Genomic DNA, 19210 nt, shown 5'->3' with positions numbered 1-19210 from the left:
TCAGGTCCCAGAGGGCTCGTTCAGATCGCCGACGGACCGTAGTTGCCGCGCAGCGATAGCCTCAGACGACACGATGGCGTGCGCTCCGACCTTCAGCGCGCCGGCGAACTGGTCGCACCGACCTGTGATCGTTGACAATGCCTGGCGGACCGCTTCATCAGAGTGGCCGATTGCTTCGGCGGTCTCGAAGCCGGCCAAGGCACCGGCTGCAGCATTGGGACTGGCGATGCCGGGCATGACCGACGCCATCGAACTGAAGGATCCCGATCCCAGCTCACGCACGGACGACCCGAAACCAGCGATGGCTGAGCCTGCTGCCTCCAGCTCACTCGGATCGACCCTGACATTCGGTGAAGTCATTCAGTCCCCGCCCCCGTTATCCGACGCCGCGACGGCTCGGCCCACACTTGAATATAGGACGCAGGCGCGACACTTTCGGTTCCGGGTAGTTCCAGATTTGTTTCCGCCCGCAGGTGTCTGCTCGCTGAACCACCGCTCCGAACTGCACAAAGTGGTCTGATCAGCCCATGCCACCCCCGGCCCCCCACCCGACTGGCCCGCTACCTCCCGGGCCTGGTCACGTTACGCTCCTACGACCGCAGCTGGCTGCGCGGGGACATCGTCGCCGGCGTCGTCCTCACCGCACTGCTGATCCCTGCAGGCATGGGCTACGCCGAGGTCGCAGGGTTGCCTCCGGTCACGGGCCTCTACGCGACGATCATTCCGCTCATCGTGTATGCCCTCGTCGGCCCGTCGCGGATTCTGGTACTCGGCCCCGATTCGTCGCTCGCGCCGATCATCGCGGCCGCCATCATCCCGTTGGCCGCGTTCGACGGCGAGCGCATCGCGCTGGCCGGACTACTGTCGATCGAGGTGGGCATCGTCCTCATCGTCGGCGCGCTGCTGAAACTCGGATTCGTCACCGACCTCCTGTCCAAACCGATCCGCATCGGCTACCTCAACGGCATAGCGCTGGTCGTCTTGCTGAGCCAGCTGCCGAAACTGCTGGGCTTCAGCGTCGAGGGAGATTCGGTCGTCGAGGAGGCCGTCAACATCGTCAAGGGCATCGCCAACGGTGAGATCGACTGGCTGGCAACCGCTATCGGCAACGTCTCGCTCGCTGTGATCCTCGGACTCAAGTTCTGGCGCAAGACCATTCCCGGAGTACTGGTGGCGGTGGTGGTGGGCGCGATCATCGCAGTCGCGGTCTTCGGCTGGCAGGACGATCTGTCCGTCGCGGGCGCCATGCCGCGCGGATTCCCCACTCCCGCACTGGGTGGTATCACCGTCGACGACGCGATCAATCTCATCGGACCCGCTGTCGGTATCGCGTTCATCGCCTTCGCCGACACCAGTGTTCTCGCTCGCACATTCGCCGCGCGAGCGATCACCACCGTCAACGGGAATCAGGAGATGGCGGCCGTCGGCGCTGGCAATGTGGCAACCGGGTTCCTGAGTGGCTTCGCCATCTCCGCGTCGTCGTCGCGAACCCCGGTCGCCGAACAGGCCGGCGCGAAATCTCAACTCGCGCCGCTCATCGGCGCAGGGCTGCTCGTGGTGTTCATCTTCGCGGCACCGGGCATCACCGAGTACCTGCCGTCGGCGGCGCTGGCCGCGGTGGTCATCTCCGCGGCGATCTCCCTCATCGACATCCGCAGTGTCGTCGAGCTCTTCCGCCTGAACTGGGTCGAGGCGGCATTGTCGATCGCCACCTTCCTGGGCGTCGCGTTGATCGGGGTGCTGCAGGGCACCCTGGTGGCCATCGGGCTGTCGTTCATCGCCTTCGACAATCAGGCCTGGCGACCGTATCGCACCGTATTCGGCCGTGTGCCCGGAGTGCGGGGCTACCACGACGTCACCCGCCACCCCGATGCGGAGCGGATCGCCGGCGTCCTGATCTTCCGGTTCGACACTCCCCTGTTCTTCGCCAACGGCGGCATGTTCGACGACTACGTCCGCGCCGAGGTCGTCAAGGCACCGTGCGGCCGGCCGCGCACTCCACACCGTGATCCTCGCAGCCGAGCCGATCACCGAGATCGATGCCACAGCCGTCGACGAACTGGTCGAACTCGACGACTACCTGACCTCACACGACATAACTCTGGTCTTGGCCGAGATGAAAGACCCTGTCCGCGAACAGCTTACTCGCTATCGACTCACCGTCGACAGGCGTATCCGATTCGATGAATCCCGCTTCGCGCCGACGACGGGAGCCAAGATCGACTCGATCACCGGGAACCTCCGCACCGACATCGGCCCGGATTCCGACGACACGCCGCCGTTCCTCTTGACGTCGGGTTTCCAGGAATTCAGCCAACCTTCAGCATCGGATGCGCACACTCGGACCGACCAGCCCGCACTGACACCGGAGGTCGGAGATGTCATGGTCTCTTCGCGTCGGCACGCTGGCGGCGATATCGGTCGCGGTGCTCGGCGTGCTCGCCGTCCCGGCCGCTGCCCGCGCCACTCCTGTTGTGACCGTTCACCACTCCGCGATCCAGCGGCCGATGCCGCCGCCACCCGGCGCCCTCGCCGCGGCCTTCGTCGCCAATCAGTTCACCTACTGCTCGCTGATCTGTCCGCACATCGTCGACCTCGTGATCGACGTCCCGGTCGCCGTCGTGCGCGCCCCCGGAGTGTTCACCGTTGCGCAGGCCCGCACCCACTCCGTCGACCGATCCGCCGGCATCGCCTTGGCGTCGGCGACAGCCCCGGCCAACTCAGCGATGACCGGCATCATCGGCAATGACCTGGACCTGGTGCTGCCACGCGCACAGAACGCGCTGGAGGTGGCCGTCGTCGAGATGCTGCGCGTCGCCGACACCGCGCAGTCCGGTTCGGCGCCGAGAGCGGTCGGCAGCGCCTCCGACACCGCGCGCTCCCGCATCCTCGACGCACTCCATGCGCCCGTCGTCGTCGACCCTCCGCAACTCGCGTCGCCGACCACCCCCGCGCAAGCAGCTGCTCTCGACGCCATCGACGTGGGCTCGGCCGTGCTGTTCCGGGCGCCGGAGATGCTCATGGTCGGCGCGACGTCTGCAGCAGATGACGCCGCCGACGACCTCGCGACCAACGGAAACATCGCCCGCGCGCGGGATGCGGGAGCCGCGAGCTTCAGCACCGTCGTCGAGCAGGCGAACGAGGTGATTCACCAGGCAATCACGAATCGCCATCGTCCGGTACCGGCCCTCCTGCCGACCGGGTCCAAGTACTCGCCGACCGGGTCCGGGTTGGGCACGCTCGACGAACAGTAGGGCACGGTCGGCGACATTCTCGGGCACCCACAGGGCAGGATTGGTTCCTCCGATCCGCTGCCCAAAGGACCCGATGACCGATCAGCACAGCTCAGGACGAGCCCTGCTCGCCGCCACCTCGGCGATGGCGATGCTGGTGCTCGACTCCAGCATCGTCGGGGTGATGCTGCCGAGTATGCGGAGTGACCTCGATCTGACCGCCACCGATCAGACCTGGACGGTGTCCGCCTATCTCCTCACACTGGCGGTGTTGCTGCCGATCGGGGGACGTGTCGTCGACGCGGTCGGACCAGTGCGCGGATTCATCGCCGGGATGGCCGGTTTCGCGATAGCCTCTCTGGTCATCGGTGTCGCGCTGGGCCCGTACGAGCTGATCGCCGCGCGCGCCATCGCCGGTGTGGCAGCGGCAGTTCTGATGCCCGCCACCCTTGCGCTGATCTTCGCCGCCTTCCCACCCGACGGCCGTGCCCGCTCAATGGCGATCTATACCGGCTCAGGCCAGGCACTGGTCACGGTCGGTCCGGTTGTCGGTGGACTGTGTGCCGAGTTCCTCTCCTGGCGCGTCGGATTCCTGATCAACGTTCCAGTCGGTGTGCTCGGTATCGGACTGTTGCTGTCATCGAGCATGCCGCGGTCGCCGATCACGCGACCCGACTGGGATCTGTTCGGTGTGTTGTCACTGAGCGCCGGGCTCGGTGGGGTGTCGTTCGGGCTGATACAGATGCCGGCGTGGGGCGTCGGGTCGCCGATCATCTGGATGAGCATGGCGGTCGGCGTCATCTCGATCGTGGTGTTCGTCCGACGCGGACTGCGTCGCGGCGACAGCATCCTCGATCTGCATGTGTTCTCCGACAGGATCTTTGCCGCATCGGTCGTCGTCCTCGCCTGCCTGGGCTTCGCCATGACCGTGCTCACGATCTATCCGGCGATCTCGCTGCAGACCGCTCTGTCGCTGTCGCCGGCCGCTGCCGGTGCCGCGCTACTGCCACTCGTGGCGCCGCTCCTCATCGCGACCCGGTGGGCGGGAAGGCACTTCAACGACGTCGGGCCACGCCGGATCGCGGTGTGGGGTTCGGTGGCGATCGCCGTAGGCGCCGCCGTGGTCGGGATCGGTCTCGCCGCCGACAGCACGGTCACGCTGTGCATCGGCCTGGTTCCGGCCGGAACCGGCATCGGACTGCTGCTCAGTCCGATGACGACCGTTGCGGTCGGCACCGTCGACGAGTCAGTTCGGGGTCAGGCGTCGGGGTCGAGTGCGATGCTGCGCCAACTCGGCGGCATCATCGGGCTCGCGGTGTTCGGCATCATCACCTCCGCGGCGTCGTCGGCGGGTGTCGCGAATGCGATCGGATTCGGCGTGACCGCGGCCGTCATGCTGACCGCCGCCGTGGTCGCGGGGCGGATGCTCCCGGCGCGGGTGGATCGCACCCACTGAATTCCACAGGTGGACGGCGCTTGTGGACAACTCCGACGACACCGTCGTGATGTCTCCGTAGATGACTAGGGTTCGTGCTGTGGCGTCGTCGACCGCGATCGACACCACGACCTGTCGGTCGGAGAATTGGAGTTGTCATGTCCAGCAATCTGTTCGAACCTTCACCCGATGACTCCTGGGAAGGGTATGCGGCGCGGTTGGCCGGCCGATTGACGGGATTGCAGCGCAATGAGTTCGTCGAGATCGCCCGGACCGACACCGGGACGTTCCGCTCCCTGATGGAGTTCCGGGTCACCGGGTCCGGTCGTGTTCGGTGCAGCATCGGCGGACAGGCGTTCCCGATCGCCGACGTCGCGACGATTCGGCAGCGCAGGGAGACCCTCGAGGAGATGGGCTGGCGATATCTGCCGCGCAAGTGGGTCTATGTCCGCGACGTCGGTCGCACCGCGCTGGACGATCTCACCGCTCTGGTCACCCGCACACTGCGTGAGACCTGCGGGATCTCCCAGCCGTCACAGCTGACCACTCACGATCCGTTCCTACCTGCCGATGAGCCGCCCGTCGACGCCCCGAACGAGCGGCCGACGCGCCCGCTGGCGGCGGTGGCCGATGTGAACGCGCCGGCCGATGCCGAGTCGGACAACGAACCGCTGACCACCGAGATCGGGATCATTCCCTGCTGTGCCGATGGCCTTCTGGACCTCGCGCACACGGTGGTGTCGACAGACTTGCAGCGGGACGTCACCATGGTCGACGGGTTGATCGAGTTGCCGCACATTGATTTTGCACCGTCTCGAATCTTCGTCACAGACGAGGGTCTGAAGCTCGTCTTCACGACGACGTTGACTCATCGACTGATCGACCCCGCACTGCTCGGCCGGTTCATCATCGAGCATTCGGCCTTCTGGCAGAACATCTCGTTCACCGTGAGTCATGATCACGTCTACGCGCAGCGCGTCGTCGACTGCACGGTGTTCCACCCGCGGATCGTGTCGTCGGCGCTCACCGACTGGCGACACTTCCTCAACGAGGCGGGTCCGTCGATGATCCGTCAACTCAATCCCGGCCCCCCGGGCTCGCACGATTGCAACCACAACGGTCTGCCCGTCGGATTGCAGACCCTGGTGGACATGCATCTGGCCGACCCGCTCACCCCGGACCGGATCGTCCATCTGACCAGCGGCAAAGTCGAGCGGCTGCGTGAGTACCTGGCGGCCGCCGAGACGACCGCCGCAGACTGGCAGGCGTCCGCCCACACCGACAGACCAGGCCAGCCCGACGACGAGATCGAACTGTACGACAACATGTTCCGCCTCTTCGACGCCATGAGCGGGCTTCTTCGACAGGCGATCGAACTGGCGAGCCGCTCGGAGAGCTGAGCGGTCAGCCCGGCACGCGGACGGCGGCGAAGGTGACCTGCCGCCGGAGACGGAACCCGAGCGAGACGTAGAGCCCGATCGCGTGCGTGTTGTCGGCGGCGGCGTGCATGAACGGCATCTCTCCGCGCTCCCGGATACCTTGCGCAAGAGCGAGAACCAGCCTCGTGGCGAGTCCCTGCCCACGGTAGGCGGGATCGGTGCAGACGGCGCTGATCTCCGTCCATCCCGGCGGGTGCATCCGCTCGCCGGCCATGGCGACGAGCTTTCCGTCGCGGCGATGTCCGAGGTAGGTGCCGAGTTCGATGGTGCGTGGGCGGAAGGGTCCTGGTTGGGTGCGTGCGACCAGATCCAGCATCTCGGGAACGTCGTCGACGGTGAGGATGACGGCGTCAGGATCGGGGGCGGCCTGCACACCGTCGTCCACCAACTGGACTCCGGGGATGTCCATCACGACCTCCCAATCATCGGGCGGCTGCACCGAGATCGCCGCGAGCGGGACGACGCCCCCGGCGCCGACGAGCGCGGCGACGTCCTCCCAGACCTGAGCAGACGCATGCTCGGGGATGGTGAGGAACGGCGACATGTCCGACGGATAACGCAACACGTCACCACGGCGTTCGGCCAGGTGGGCCTGCGGACCGGTGAGCGCGGCGTACGCGGGATTGTCGAGGACGCGCTCATCCGAGCGGCTGCCACAGTGGTCGTCGACGGTCATCTCTCGATTGTGCCGTCAGCTGTGTGACGGCTCGACGGCGAACCCCGATCGGGCCCGAGGCACGCAAGGTGCTCTGCTGCGATGGCGAATCGTCCCCCTGAACAACCGCCGCCGGAATGGTCCCTCGGTGCGGCGTCAGGGGGACGATTGGCGTCACCGGTTCGTGTGCGCCCATCGGTCATCCGTCACTCGCGGATCGTCATCCCGCTCACCTGATCCCCACGAACACCGAACGTGAACGTCGACGGGCCGTTGAATCCGTTGCCGCCGACGGTGGCGATCACGGTGACAGAGTCGCCCTCGCCGGTCACCTGCGTGGGCGCCAATGTGGCTTGTTTGCCGATCAACTCATTGTCGCTCCACCCCTTGATAGCGTCGCCGCCGGTGAAGACGCGTCCCCAGTCGTCGACGAACCCGTCCTCGGTGAACGATGCGAGGAAGGCGTGGGTGTCACCGGCATTGACGGCGTCGAGGAGGCGCTGGACGGGAGTGGATGTCTCGCTCATCGTGAGGTCCTTTCGGTCAGCGGGTGGTGTATCCACCATTGGCGAGCAGGGTCTGCCCGGTGATCCACCGTCCGTCGGTGCACAGGAAGGTGACGATCGGCGCGATGTCCTCGATCTTCGTGAGCCGGTTGCCCATGGCTTGCGACTTGTGGAACTCGACCCGCTCCGGGGTCTCCTGAGGATAGAAGAACGGGGTGTCCATCGGGCCTGGTCCGATGGCGTTGACCGTGATATCTCGGTCAGCGAACTCCTTCGAGGCGGCGCGGTTGAAGTGTTCGACGGGGCTCTTACCGCCGGCGTAGGTGGAGTAGCCGTCGGTGTAGGCGGCGAGCAAGCTGGTGACGAGGGTGATGATCGTTCCGCCGTCCTCGAGATGCTTGCCCGCCTCCTTGATGAAGAAGTAGGCGGCCTTGGAGTTGATGGCGAACATCGAGTCGTACTCGTCCTCGGTGGTCTCCACGATGGGCTTGCGGAGCACCTTGCCGACGGTGTTCACCGCGATGTCGATCCCGCCGAACTCCCGCGCAGCGGAGTCGAAGAGGTCGGTCACCGCCGCGGCGGTGGTCAGATCGGCCTGATAGGAGGCGGCTTCGACGCCGAAGTCCTTGAGTTCGGCGACGGTGTCGTCGGCAGCGGACTTGGTGGCGTCGCTGTTGTAGTGGACGAACACGTTGGCGCCACGTCCGGCCAGGTCGAGGCTGACGAGTCGTCCGAGGTTCTTGGCCCCGCCGGCAACGAGCGCGGCCTTGCCGTCGAGTCGGGTCTGGGTTGCGGTCTGCTCGTTCGTGGTCATGACTCCAGTCTTCGAGCACTACTCACAAACGTCAATCGACTATGTATGGTGATAGCACAAGTTGTGTTTGTTCATCGACGTGTGGTTGCGAGGAGAGGCATGACCGACGCGGACCCATCGACCCTCGACACCCGACGGTTGCATCAGTTCGTGGTGGCGGTGGAGTCGGGCACGCTGTCTGCTGCGGCGCAGCGGCTGTTCCTCACGCAGCAGGCGTTGTCGGCGTCGATCCGCCAGCTCGAACGCGACATCGGCGTCTCGATCTTCGACCGGAGTCGTCGCAAGTTGCATCTCACCGAGGCGGGAGACGCCCTGTACGCGGGCGCCAAGTCGTTGCTCGCAGGCAACGCCGCGCTGATCGGCACCGTGCGAGAGGTCGCGCAGGGTGCACCCAAACCCTTCGTCGTCGGCCACTCCCCCGCCATCTCCGGCGAGGAGGTCTATCGGCTGCTGACACCCGCCATCGCCGCCCACCCCGACCAGCCGATCACCGCACGGCAAGTCTTCCCCGGCCAGCTGCGGGAGTTGTTGTTCGCCAACGAGATCGACGTGGCGTTGCGTCGTGGGGTCGACTCACCACCAAACCTCGCGTCGGCGGTGTTCGCCTACCACGAGTTGCGCATCGCGGTCGTCGCCGATCATTCACTCGCCGCGAAGGATTCGGTGACCGCCGACGATCTCGCCGACACCCCGATCGTCGTTTGGGCACCGGAGCGACGATCGTTCTACACCGATTTCCTCGTGTCGTATTGTCGGCGCAAGGGTTTCGAGCCGACGCTGATCGTGAACCCGATCCAGGGCACGCCGCCGTTCACCGCGGTCCAGCGCTACCCGCAGGCGTGCGCGTTCGTGACAGACCCGGCCGGCGACATCCAGGGAGGCGCCGTCAAGTCCATCGATTTCGTCGACCCACCGTTGGCGCCAGTACAGGCGATGTGGTTGCCGCACACACACTCCGATACCCGATCCGCACTGATCTCCGGATCGCCGTCCTGACAGACGGTCGGCTGGTCACACGAGACCCTCCGCGGCGTCCAGTGCGGGGGCCAAGGGAAGCAATGATTCACGGAGTCCGTCGGAAAGCGCACCTGAGATTGCGACCAGACCGGTCGGCGACGGAGGGTCTCCGGCAGGTTGCAGCCACCTGTCGAGCGCGATGCGGACCGCAGCAGCCACGCTCGCGGCGAGCACGCGGGACGTGCCCCCCGCGCGGTTCTCCAGGCGATCGTCGATGACGGCCTCGAGCGGGTACTCCATGGCGCTCGTCGAACTCACGAATCGTTCCCGTAGCTCCGGATGCGTGGCCACCAGCAACAGCGCGTCGCGACGATGCTCGGTCGGGTCTGTGTAGATCTCGACCACTGCATCGACGATCGCATCGAACAGGCGGACGGACGGCGACCGCACGGCCACCCTTGCCGCGACGCGTGCCTCCCGGTCGGCGGTGAGACCCGCGACGATCGCGTGCTCTCGACTGGGGAAATAGTTGTTGTATGTCCGTGGCGAAACGCCCGCGGCCTCCGCGATGTCCTCGGCCCGAACGTTTTCCGGCCCGAGCTCGCACGCCAGTCGTAGTGCCGACTCACCCAGGGCGCGACGGGTGGCCTGCTTCTTTCTCTCTCGCCAGCCCGCCTGATTCGTGGTCACCGAACCATCATGGCAAACATTTTGCGTTGCCGCAATATTGCGTAAGCGCAATATTTCTCTTTAGGCTGAGCCCGTCCGTCATCCAACCGTCGAAAGGCATGGGACATGCGAGGCAAGGGCATCACGTACGACACCGGATTCGTCCGGAACGGCATGACATCGCGCGAGCAGTTCGATCCCGATGTGGTCAGACGCGAACTCGCCATCATCCGAGCCGACCTGCACTGCACCGCGATCCAGATCACTGGGGGTGATCCGAACAGGATCGAGTTCGCCGCCCGGTGTGCCGCCGAGATGGGTCTGGAAGTCTGGTTCTCCCCCTATCCCTTGGAGCTCGCTCCCGACGAGATCATCGACCTGTTCACCGACTGCGCCGACCGCGCCGAGCGTATCCGAGCCTCGGGCGCAGAGGTGATCTTTGTCGCCGGCGTCGAGCTGAGCATCATGAACCGCGGGTTCGTCTCTGGCGACAGCACTTCCGAGCGCCTCGAGCACCTGTTGAATGTCCCCGACGCCCGGTCTGTTCGATTCGCCGAGGTGAGCGCTCGTCTCAACGACTTCTTCCGGACAGCGCTGCCCATCCTTCGTGAGCGATTCCGCGGCAAGATCACCTACGCGTGCATTCAGTTCGAGCAGATCGACTGGACCCCGTTCGACTTCCTGTCGATCGAACTGATCCGGTCAGCCGAAGTGGCCGACCGATTCCGCGACGGTGTTCGCGGCCTCGTCGCTCAAGGAAAGCCCTTGGCCGTCACCGGGTTCGGAACAGCGACGTGGCTCGGCTCCGGCGAGTCGGCGCCGAGAAGCATGGAGATCGTCGAGTACGACGCCGACGGTCAGCCGATTCGATTGGATGGACACTACACCCGGGATGAGGCAGGCCAGGCCGCGTATCTCCGCGAACTGCTGGGAATCTTCGACACCGAGGGCGTCGACAGCACTTTCGTCTTCCTCTTCGCGCTCTACAACTACCCGCACCGTGTGGGCGGCGACCCGCGCGATGACCTCGACCTCGCCAGCCTCGGGATCGTCAAAGTCCTCGAGGGTCGCCGCGGAGACACGTACCCCGACATGCCGTGGGAGCCCAAGGAGTCTTTCGCTGCAGTGGCCGAGCACTACCGGGACTGACATCTCACCATGCGCCGGCCGGCGCCGACAGTCGACCGACCTAGAGAGACCTCACGATTGCGACGCGCGTCCCACAGCGACCGACTCCGCCCCTGACTCCGGCGAACCCCACCCCCACGGCGGGTCCGGGATGTCGCGGCGCAGGGCCGGTGCGACGGCGGACTGGAAGAGTTCGAGGCTCGCCCGATGCGCGCTCGGGTCCAGGCCGCCGGCGTCGGCATGCAGGTGCATGACCGTGTGTCCGAACTGCTCGTGGTAGCGGTGAACCTTGTCGATGATCTGCGCCGGGCTCCCGATCAACGCCGACGAGCGTTCCACGAAGTCGTCGAGGGTCGGGAACACCGGCGCCACCCCGAGTCGTTCCTGAAACGCCCGGTACCCCGCGTACACGGGCCGGTAGGCCTCGACAGCATCCTGAGATCGTGCTGCGACATGAAACCCGGCCGTACCCGCTCCAACGGCTATCGTCGACGGATCGTGCCCGTGGTGCTGCCAGCGCTCGCGGTAGTGGCGGATGAGATCGGCGTACGGCTCGATCGGGTTGGTGACGTTCGCCGAGAACAACGGATCACCGACACGCGCGGCCAACTCGACCGACTCACGGCTGGTGGCACTGCCGTGCCAGATCCGGATCGGCTGCTGAAGCGGCAACGGCCAGACCTCGGCGTCGTGCAGCGGCGGACGAAATCGTGTGTCGGCGGTGATCCGGTTCTCGTGCCACAGCCGGCGGAACACGTCGAACGACTCGGCGTTGCGTTCCCACTGATCCTCCGGGCTGACGCGGAACAGCTCCCGCTGAGCGGCACCGTTGCCCTTGCCGACGATAAGTTCCAGACGCCCACCCGCGAGGTGATCGAGCGTAGCGTAGTCCTCATACGCGCGCACCGGATCGAGTAGGGACAACGTCGTGACGGCGGTGAACAGCCGGATGTGTTCGGTGAGCGCGGCGATGTGACTCAGCACGACGGGCGGCGACGACGAGATGAATGGTCGCTCGTGCCGCTCCCCCACTCCGAATCCGTCGAAGCCGAGTTCCTCGGCGAGAACACCATTCTCGACGACTTCGTGGAAGCGTTCGGCCGTGGTCTTCTGCAGTCCGGTGGTCGGATCCGGGCTGTGAGTGATCAGTGTGATCGTGATGAATCGCATCGGGTCCCGACCCGTCAGAATGTGGTGGGCGGGTTGACGACGGAACGATCGATCTTGGTGTCCGGGACATCCCATTTCGCAAAGATCTTCGCGTAGTCGCCGGTCTCGATCAGTTTGTTCACCGCGTCGGACAGCGCCGGCGCCAGCGGCGAGCCCTTCGCGGTCACGAAACCGACCGGCGTGGAACTGATCTGGCCGAGGAACTTCGTGCCCTCGATGTGCCTCTCGTCGTACTTCAACGACAGCGTCGGGCCGAAGTAGATGTCGACCTTGCCATTGGCCAGCCCGAGGAAGATCGGCGCAGTGTCCGCGAAATACTGGACGGTCCAGGGCTTCTTACCGGCTGCCGCGCACTTGCCGACCTGGGAGGACAGCAGCGTCTGGAATGTCGACCCGGGTGTCGTGGCGATGGTGTAGCCGCACACGTCGGTGATCGACGTGGCCTTGTCGAGGTCGACGTCGGAGGCGGCGAGGAAGCCCTGGCCGTCGTTGAGGTAGGTGGCGAAGTCCACGACCTGCTCGCGTGCCCGGGTCGCGCCGAAGTTGGCTTGTCCCACCTGATACTTGCCGTTCTCGACACCGGGCAGGATCGTCGCGAACGTGCCGTTCTCGACGGTCAGTCGGACGCCGAGGACCTTGGCCACCGCGTTGCGGAGGTCGACGTCGAGACCGACGTCCTTGCCGTCGACCTTACCGCCGTGGGGCAGTTGCGATGTCCCCGGCTGAGGCGGCGTCCCGACGGTGAGTGTGCCGGCTGCGCGGATCTCCGCGGGCAGTTCGTTGCGGATCGCGGGGTCGGCGGTCACCGAGGACACGACGTCCTGTGTCGGGATAGCGGTGGTCGCCTCGTCGGTGGTGGCATCGGACGAGCCACACGCGGCCAGGGTGACTACGGTGATGACCGTGGCGGCGACGGCAAGTGGTCGCGCCAGGGGGTGTCGGAACACGACGGGGTCCTCTCGGGTGATGGGCTGAACGGTCGGGTCACAAGACCGCGGACAGGAAGGCTTTCGCTCGTTCGTTTCTCGGTGCGTCGATCGCCTCGGACGGCGGTCCGGATTCGACGATGCGGCCGTCGTCGAGAAACAGTGCGGTGTCGGCGACCTCACGCGCGAAGCCGATCTCGTGGGTGACCACGATCATCGTCATCCCGCTGGCGGCGAGATCGCGGATCACCGCGAGGACCTCGCCCACGAGTTCGGGGTCGAGCGCACTTGTCGGTTCGTCGAACAGCATGAGGCGCGGCTTCAGGGCGAGGGCGCGTGCGATCGCCACGCGCTGTTGTTGACCACCGGAGAGCTGACGCGGGTACGAGCTCTCGCGACCGTCGAGTCCAACGCGGGCGAGCAGTTCACGGGCGGTCCCGACGGCGTCGCGTTTGGGGACGCCGGCCGCGACCGGACCTTCGATCACGTTGTCCACCACCGACAGATGGCCGAAGAGGTTGAACTGCTGGAAGACCATTCCGATCGAGGTGCGTTGTCGGGCGATGTCGCGCGGTGACAGTTCGTGCAGCGCTGCGCCGGATCGGCGGTATCCGATGATGTCGCCGTCGACCTCGACGAACCCCGCGTCGGGCTTCTCCAGATGGTTGATGCAGCGCAGCAACGTGGACTTTCCCGATCCGGAGGCTCCGAGCAGCGCGGTCACCTCGCCCTCCGCGACGTCGAGGTCGATCCCGTCGAGCACCCGCTGCAGTCCGAAGTGCTTCGTCAGTCCGCGGATTCGGACGAGCGGCCACCGGTCGCTCGTGCTCGTCGGTTCGTCGGTGTGGCTCACGCGGGTGCCTTCCGGTCGAGGTCGCGAAGGTTGGCGCGCAACCGGCCGAAGATTGTCAGGTTCTCGGTCACGATCCGTCGGAAGCCACCCGGCCGGTCACCGCGGGTCCCGCGCGAGTAGTGCCGTTCCACGAAGTACTGCCCGACCGAGAGGATGGTGGTCACGATGATGTACCAGATCGTGGCGACCATGAGGAGGGGCAGGATTCGGTAGTTCTGCTGGTAGATCAGCTGGACGGAGTAGAGCAGATCCTGCACCGCGATCACGCTGACGATCGAGGTCGCCTTCAGCAGTCCGATGAGCATGTTGCCGGACGCGGGGACGATGGCCGGCATCGCCTGCGGGAGGACGATCCGTCGGAAGATCCGGAATCTGCTCAGGCCCAGAGCTTCCGCCGCCTCTGTCTGACCTCGGTCGACCGACAGGATGCCGCCGCGCACGATCTCGGCCGAGAATGCCGCCACGTCGATGGTGAGGCCGACGAACGCCGCGAGTACTCCGCTGAAGAGGTGCGCGGTCTCGACCGTCACGAACTCCGGGCCGAACGGGATTCCCAGTGAGAGCTTCGGATACAGCGACGCGAGTTCATACCAGAACAGGATCTGCACGAGCGGCGGCACGGATCGGACAATCCATACATATCCGAAGCTGAGTGAGCTGAGGATCTTGTTGGAAGACAGTCGCATCGCGGCGAGGCCGATCCCGAGGAGGAAGCCGCACACCATGACGGAGGCGGTGAGCCACAGCGTCAGGAGCAAGCCATCGAGGATCGAGCGGGACAGGAAGTACTTTCCGACCACCGGCCACTGGAATCGCTCATTGGTGACCAGGGTGTTGATCAGCATGGCCATCAGCACGAGCAGGACCGCCGTGATCACCCACTGCCCTGGGCGTCGTGCGCGAACGAGCCTGGCGGTCAGCAGGCGTGCGTCGTCTGAACCTTCGGCCAGCGGACGCCCGGGCTCGGCTGCAACTGCTGCGGCAGCGGGCAGCGTTCGTGTGACCATTCCCTCACCCCTTCCCTGGCAGGACGGGGGATCGAGTTGTCGCCGCACCGCGCCCCCACTACTTGTTTGGGAGGCTAACGACCGCGGGCCACCTACCCGAGGCTATAAATCGTTGCGATCCAAAGGCGTTGTCGGGTTGCTGTCCGGGAGCGGTGGACGCACCACGAGGACGACGACGATCGCGATCAGGAACACCGCGGTCAGCGCGAACGGGATGGGGATCACAGGATCGAGCAGCACGAGCAGCGCACCGGCCGGGACGACGATGTTGACGACGCGATCGGCGTTGTCGCGGATGGCAATCCACCAGATCCCGAGGATGAACACGGCGATCGGGATGGTCACGGTGAACGATGCCTGCGTCTCGGTCAGTTCACTGTGATGGGTGAGGGCGTCGATCTCGACCTCGATTCCCGCGGAGAATGCTCCCGCCGCAGCGAAGACGAAGTAGTGGACATACCCGTAGCGAAGGGATGTGGCGAGTGAGCCGATCGCCCGATGGTGCGGCGGCCAGAAGTAGATCCACCAGAGGGCGGCCGTCGCGATGAAGGTGAGGATTGCGATCGAGATGAGCGGCGCGAGTTCCTGATCGCTGTGCAACGCCTCGATGATCGCGTTCGACGACGCGAGGAGGCTCTCACCCAACAAGATGAGAGTGAACAAACCGTAGCGCTCGGTGATGTGGTGCGGATGCCAGGGAGTGTTGCCCTGTCGCTCGGCGACCACCGGGACAGCGAGCTCGGCGCCGGCCAGCACGATGAACCCGATGATCGCCGCGGCACCGGACGGGATGATCAGCCACAGCAACCAGAGCACCTGGACGAATGCGATACCGCCGGCGTAGATCTGGGTCGTGCGGCGCTGCTCACCTGCCGATCGTGAGGCCCGCAACCACTGCGCGACCATTGCGATACGCATGATCACGTAGCCGGCGACGACGACCACATAGTCACGGTCGACGTACGCGGGCTCGATCCCGGCCGCGAGCACCAGGACTCCGGCCATCTGGACGAAGGTCAGGACCCGGTACAGCCAGTCGTCGGTGCCGAACGAGGTGGCGAACCAAGTGAAGTTCATCCACGCCCACCAGATCGCGAAGAACACCAGCGCGTACGACGTCAGGCCGTCGACGATGTGGTTCTCGGTGAGTGCGTGATGCAGTTGGACGGCCGCGATGCTGACCGCGACCACGAAGACGAGGTCGAAGAAGAGTTCGAGAGTGCTTGCGGTGCGGCCGGGTTCCCCCGGATCGCGAGGGCGCATGGCAGTCAAGTGAAAACGTGTGGTCATCGCTCCGGGTTCCTGATCAGTGCGAGTGGTGGTGAGGCGAATCATGCCATCGGCCGGCGACGTCCCGCTGGGGACGCCACCGGCCGATGCTCACCACGCGTTCAGTTGGCGCCGTCACCGCCTTCCGGTGCGTCGGTGGTTGTCGGAGCATTGTCCGGAGCCGGTGGGTTCTCTGTATCGGGGGTGTCGTCGCCGGCGCCCTGGTTGGGGTTGGTGCAGATCGAACCCTCGCACGGCACATAGCGATTGGCGCCGTCGGGACTCTGGATCGCGTTCGGTGCGACATAGGTGCCCTGCGGGCACGACGGATCCTGGTTCTGGGCGCAGTAGGCCTGCGTCACGTTGTTACCGGTCGATCCATCGGCGCCCTGCGGGCCGCCGTTGACGGGCTTGCCGTCGGCATCCCAGGCGCCGGTGCCCTCGCCGCCACCGTGATTGGGATTCGTGCAGATCGTGCCCTCGCATTTCACGTAGGAATGGCTGCCGTCAGGATTCTTGACCGCATTGGCTGCCACGTAACTGCCCTTGGGGCAGGCGGGATCCTGATTGCGGGCGCAATACTCCTGGGTCTTGTTGTTGCCGGTCGAGCCGTCCGCCCCGGTGGGACCACCGTTGACCGGATTGCCGTCGGCATCCCACGATCCGCTTTTCGCATGCGCGGCGACGTGCGCGCCCAGATAGCTGCCGGTGGGACACTTCGCGTCCTTGTTGTGGGCGCAGTAGTCCCTGGTCAGGTTCGACCCGGTCGTGCCGTCCGACCCCGCCGGGCCGCCGTTGACAGGCTTGCCCTCCGCATCCCAGGAGCCTCCGGCGTTCTGCACGCTCGCCGATGTCGTCGAGGACTCCGCAGAGTCGCTCGACCCGGAACAGCCCGCCACGATCAGACACAGGGCGAACACAGCGGCGATTGCCGCGAACACACGCTTCACCTCAACACCTCCGGTAGTACCGCCCTGATGGCGGGTTCACGACAGCAATGCCACTGTCCGGGATATCCAAGCACGGATGAAGCGGGTATTTGCGACGGTCAACCGCATTTTGTCGGCTCACACATGCTGGTTGTGGACCGCCGGGATGAGGTCTTGCGCATGAGAGTCACGAGAGAGCGTCGCAAAGTGGATTATCCACTTTGCGACGCTCTGCGGTGACTCTCATGCGGGCCGTCCTCGGCGTTACCACTCGGACGTCGCGCGACCTCGAACCCCTACCAAGCACTAGCTTGGTTTGCTAGGTTCCCAACGGTGGGATTCCTGAAGCAGACGACCCCCGACATCGACTTCCCGACCTGGAGTCAGGGCACTCGCGCGGACAAGATCCGGCCGATGGCCCGGCACTGGGCCGAGGTGGGTTTCGGGACGCCGGTCACCCTGCACCTGTTCTACGTCGGCAAGATCCTCGCCTACATCGCGGCCGGATGGGTCGTCGTCGTCCTCACCCCCGGTATCGACGGATTCTTCGACGTCACCTCGTGGTACGCCGAGCCGATCGTCTTCCAGAAGGTCGTGCTCTACACGATGTTGTTCGAGGTCGTCGGCCTCGGCTGCGGGTTCGGACCGTTGAACAACCGGTTCTTCCCACCGCTCGGTTCCATTCTGTACTGGCTGCGGCCCAAGACGATTCGACAACCACCCTGGCCGCGTATCCCGCTGACCGCCGGCGACACCCGCCAGCCGTTCGACGCACTGCTCTACGCGGCGTTCCTCGTCATGATCCTGGTCTCCCTGTTGAGTTCCGGAACCGGTCCGATCCCCGCCCTCGACACCACCGTCGGTGTCCTGCCGAAGTGGGAGATCTGGACGATCCTCGCGCTCCTCGCCGTACTCGCGTTGCGCGACAAGACGATTCTCCTGGCGGCCCGCGGCGAGGTCTACGGCGCGCTCACCGTGACGTTCCTGTTTTCCGGCCTCGACATGATCATCGGCGCCAAGCTGATCTTCCTGTGCATCTGGGTCGGTGCGGCGACGTCGAAACTGAACAAGCACTTCCCCTTCGTCATCGCCACGATGATGTCGAACAATCCGATCTGGCGCTCGCCGGCCGTCAAGCGGAAGTTCTTCGAAAACTTCCCCGATGATCTCCGACCCGGTCGGCGGTCGAGGTGGATCGCACACTTCTCGACGGTCATCGAGATGTGTGTGCCCATCGTGCTGTTCTTCTCCGGCGGCGGTTGGTTGACGGCCGTCGCCGCGACCATCATGCTCATCTTCCACTTCGGCATCCTCTCGTCGATCCCGATGGGCGTGCCGCTGGAATGGAACGTCTTCATGATGTTCGGTGTCGTCGCGCTGTTCGTCGGGCACTCCGACATCGGTCTGGGGGACCTCACGTCGCCCTGGCCGATACTGCTGTTCGTGGTGTCCGCGGGAACGGTCGTCGTCGGAAACCTGATGCCACGCAAGGTGTCCTTCCTCCCGGGCATGCGGTATTACGCCGGCAACTGGGATACGGGGTTGTGGTGCGTCAAGCCGTCGGCGTCGGCGAAGATCGAGAACGGGGTCGTCGCGATCGCGTCGATGCCCGCCGCCCAGCTCGAACGCTTCTACGGGAGTCCCGAGGCGGCGCAGATCCCGCTGTACATGGGATACGCGTTCCGCTCGTTCAACAGTCACGGTCGGGCGCTGTTCACGTTGGCGCATCGGGCGATGGCAGGCGCTCCGGAAGGGGGCTACGTCCTGACTGACGGCGAGCGGATCTGCAGCACCGCCATGGGTTGGAACTTCGGGGATGGTCATCTCGCGAACGAGCAATTGATCGAATCTCTCCAGCGCCGTTGCCAATTCGAGCCCGGCGAGGTGCGCATCGTCCTGCTCGATGCACAGCCGATCCATCGGCAGACCCAGGAGTATCGGTTGGTCGACCCTGCGGTGGGCGAGTTCGAACGCGGGTTCGTCCGGGTGGCGGACCTCGTCACCCGACAACCGTGGGACGACCAGGTCCCGGTGACGGTGACGTGGCGTCAAGAATGAGTGCCCCTCCAACGCGTTGAATCCTGCTCCGGATTCCGAAGCAGGACTCAACGTGGGCGTCTCGCGGGGCGCGGATCAGGTCACTGCCAGACCCAGATCCAGCGGCGCTGACGCTGATCGAACTTGCGCACCCGGCGCCGACGACGCTGCGGAGCGGGGTTG

At 65.5% G+C, this 19210-nt stretch carries 17 protein-coding genes and 1 pseudogene; 7 read left to right on the top strand and 11 right to left on the bottom strand.

All coding sequences use genetic code 11. From position 1 onward, the window contains the following. Positions 1–249, bottom strand: a complete 249-nt coding sequence (locus QSJ19_RS16430; RefSeq protein ID WP_286321938.1) for a hypothetical protein — start codon at positions 247–249, stop codon at positions 1–3. A 414-nt stretch (positions 250–663) separates the two neighbouring features. On the opposite strand from QSJ19_RS16430, the pseudogene QSJ19_RS16425 reads away from it, so the two are divergent. From QSJ19_RS16425 to QSJ19_RS16410, 4 genes and pseudogenes are all read left to right on the top strand, one after another. Next, a pseudogene (locus tag QSJ19_RS16425) lies at positions 664–2269 on the top strand (SulP family inorganic anion transporter); the annotation flags it as partial. 109 nt (positions 2270–2378) lie between these two features. After that, on the top strand, positions 2379–3254 hold the full coding sequence (locus QSJ19_RS16420) for a hypothetical protein (protein WP_286321936.1): 876 nt from the start codon (positions 2379–2381) through the stop codon (positions 3252–3254). A gap of 73 nt (positions 3255–3327) precedes the next feature. After that, positions 3328–4689, top strand: a complete 1362-nt coding sequence (locus QSJ19_RS16415) for an MFS transporter (protein ID WP_286321935.1) — start codon at positions 3328–3330, stop codon at positions 4687–4689. Positions 4690–4826: 137 nt separating this feature from the next. Beyond that, positions 4827–6068: a TY-Chap domain-containing protein gene (locus QSJ19_RS16410; protein ID WP_286321934.1), complete on the top strand. Its 1242-nt coding sequence runs from the start codon at positions 4827–4829 to the stop codon at positions 6066–6068. 4 nt (positions 6069–6072) lie between these two features. On the opposite strand, the gene QSJ19_RS16405 is transcribed toward QSJ19_RS16410, so the two are convergent. The 3 genes from QSJ19_RS16405 to QSJ19_RS16395 form a co-directional block, all read right to left on the bottom strand. After that, on the bottom strand, positions 6073–6783 hold the full coding sequence (locus QSJ19_RS16405) for a GNAT family N-acetyltransferase (RefSeq protein ID WP_286321933.1): 711 nt from the start codon (positions 6781–6783) through the stop codon (positions 6073–6075). Between the two features lie 185 nt (positions 6784–6968). Beyond that, a complete protein-coding gene (locus tag QSJ19_RS16400) occupies positions 6969–7289 on the bottom strand; it encodes a nuclear transport factor 2 family protein (protein WP_286321931.1) in 321 nt (106 codons plus the stop codon). A 16-nt stretch (positions 7290–7305) separates the two neighbouring features. After that, positions 7306–8082 carry an SDR family oxidoreductase gene (locus QSJ19_RS16395; RefSeq protein ID WP_286321930.1) on the bottom strand — a complete coding sequence of 259 codons (777 nt, stop codon included), beginning with the start codon at positions 8080–8082 and terminating at the stop codon, positions 7306–7308. A 99-nt stretch (positions 8083–8181) separates the two neighbouring features. Between QSJ19_RS16395 and QSJ19_RS16390 the strand changes: the two genes are divergently transcribed. After that, positions 8182–9078 (top strand): LysR family transcriptional regulator, encoded by an 897-nt coding sequence (locus tag QSJ19_RS16390; RefSeq protein WP_286321929.1) that lies wholly within the window; start codon positions 8182–8184, stop codon positions 9076–9078. 15 nt (positions 9079–9093) lie between these two features. Here QSJ19_RS16390 and QSJ19_RS16385 read toward each other — a convergent pair whose 3' ends face one another. Next, on the bottom strand, positions 9094–9729 hold the full coding sequence (locus tag QSJ19_RS16385) for a TetR/AcrR family transcriptional regulator (RefSeq protein ID WP_286321928.1): 636 nt from the start codon (positions 9727–9729) through the stop codon (positions 9094–9096). 105 nt (positions 9730–9834) lie between these two features. Here QSJ19_RS16385 and QSJ19_RS16380 point away from each other — a divergent pair, with 105 nt between their 5' ends. Beyond that, on the top strand, positions 9835–10857 hold the full coding sequence (locus tag QSJ19_RS16380; RefSeq protein WP_286321927.1) for a hypothetical protein: 1023 nt from the start codon (positions 9835–9837) through the stop codon (positions 10855–10857). 51 nt (positions 10858–10908) lie between these two features. Here the strand turns inward: QSJ19_RS16380 and QSJ19_RS16375 are convergent, their stop codons facing one another. The 6 genes from QSJ19_RS16375 to QSJ19_RS16350 all read right to left on the bottom strand — a co-directional run bounded on the left by QSJ19_RS16375 (position 10909) and on the right by QSJ19_RS16350 (position 17011). Beyond that, entirely contained in the window at positions 10909–12006 is a 1098-nt protein-coding gene (locus QSJ19_RS16375; protein ID WP_286321925.1) for an LLM class flavin-dependent oxidoreductase, read from the bottom strand. Positions 12007–12020: 14 nt separating this feature from the next. Then, positions 12021–12953 (bottom strand): transporter substrate-binding domain-containing protein, encoded by a 933-nt coding sequence (locus tag QSJ19_RS16370; RefSeq protein WP_286321923.1) that lies wholly within the window; start codon positions 12951–12953, stop codon positions 12021–12023. A gap of 37 nt (positions 12954–12990) precedes the next feature. After that, positions 12991–13785: an amino acid ABC transporter ATP-binding protein gene (locus tag QSJ19_RS16365; protein WP_286321922.1), complete on the bottom strand. Its 795-nt coding sequence runs from the start codon at positions 13783–13785 to the stop codon at positions 12991–12993. Beyond that, on the bottom strand, positions 13782–14792 hold the full coding sequence (locus tag QSJ19_RS16360) for an amino acid ABC transporter permease (RefSeq protein WP_286321920.1): 1011 nt from the start codon (positions 14790–14792) through the stop codon (positions 13782–13784). The genes QSJ19_RS16365 and QSJ19_RS16360 overlap by 4 nt, the downstream gene beginning before the upstream one ends. A gap of 102 nt (positions 14793–14894) precedes the next feature. Then, a complete protein-coding gene (locus QSJ19_RS16355; RefSeq protein WP_286321918.1) occupies positions 14895–16082 on the bottom strand; it encodes a low temperature requirement protein A in 1188 nt (395 codons plus the stop codon). A gap of 101 nt (positions 16083–16183) precedes the next feature. Next, positions 16184–17011 (bottom strand): Mesocentin, encoded by an 828-nt coding sequence (locus QSJ19_RS16350; protein ID WP_286321916.1) that lies wholly within the window; start codon positions 17009–17011, stop codon positions 16184–16186. A 312-nt stretch (positions 17012–17323) separates the two neighbouring features. On the opposite strand from QSJ19_RS16350, the gene QSJ19_RS16345 reads away from it, so the two are divergent. Continuing rightward, complete coding sequence (locus tag QSJ19_RS16345; RefSeq protein WP_286321915.1) at positions 17324–19048, top strand: DUF3556 domain-containing protein; 1725 nt, start codon at positions 17324–17326, stop codon at positions 19046–19048. Positions 19049–19210 lie beyond the last annotated feature (162 nt).

Origin of the sequence: Gordonia sp. ABSL11-1, from assembly GCF_030315685.1 — a bacterium.
In the GTDB taxonomy this organism is placed as follows: domain Bacteria; phylum Actinomycetota; class Actinomycetes; order Mycobacteriales; family Mycobacteriaceae; genus Gordonia.
Note: the sequence above shows the minus strand (reverse complement) of the source record. Positions and strands in the feature narration are given on the sequence as shown.

Excerpts from the sequence above, each read along its gene's own strand:
- QSJ19_RS16375 (WP_286321925.1), bottom strand. The coding sequence starts at position 12,006 with ATGCGATTCATCACGATCACACTGATCACTCACAGCCCGGATCCGACC.
- QSJ19_RS16420 (WP_286321936.1), top strand. The coding sequence starts at position 2,379 with ATGTCATGGTCTCTTCGCGTCGGCACGCTGGCGGCGATATCGGTCGCG.
- QSJ19_RS16430 (WP_286321938.1), bottom strand. The coding sequence starts at position 249 with ATGGCGTCGGTCATGCCCGGCATCGCCAGTCCCAATGCTGCAGCCGGT.
- QSJ19_RS16390 (WP_286321929.1), top strand. The coding sequence starts at position 8,182 with ATGACCGACGCGGACCCATCGACCCTCGACACCCGACGGTTGCATCAG.
- QSJ19_RS16355 (WP_286321918.1), bottom strand. The coding sequence starts at position 16,082 with ATGACCACACGTTTTCACTTGACTGCCATGCGCCCTCGCGATCCGGGG.
- QSJ19_RS16405 (WP_286321933.1), bottom strand. The coding sequence starts at position 6,783 with ATGACCGTCGACGACCACTGTGGCAGCCGCTCGGATGAGCGCGTCCTC.
- QSJ19_RS16380 (WP_286321927.1), top strand. The coding sequence starts at position 9,835 with ATGCGAGGCAAGGGCATCACGTACGACACCGGATTCGTCCGGAACGGC.
- QSJ19_RS16400 (WP_286321931.1), bottom strand. The coding sequence starts at position 7,289 with ATGAGCGAGACATCCACTCCCGTCCAGCGCCTCCTCGACGCCGTCAAT.
- QSJ19_RS16415 (WP_286321935.1), top strand. The coding sequence starts at position 3,328 with ATGACCGATCAGCACAGCTCAGGACGAGCCCTGCTCGCCGCCACCTCG.
- QSJ19_RS16360 (WP_286321920.1), bottom strand. The coding sequence starts at position 14,792 with ATGGTCACACGAACGCTGCCCGCTGCCGCAGCAGTTGCAGCCGAGCCC.
- QSJ19_RS16410 (WP_286321934.1), top strand. The coding sequence starts at position 4,827 with ATGTCCAGCAATCTGTTCGAACCTTCACCCGATGACTCCTGGGAAGGG.
- QSJ19_RS16395 (WP_286321930.1), bottom strand. The coding sequence starts at position 8,082 with ATGACCACGAACGAGCAGACCGCAACCCAGACCCGACTCGACGGCAAG.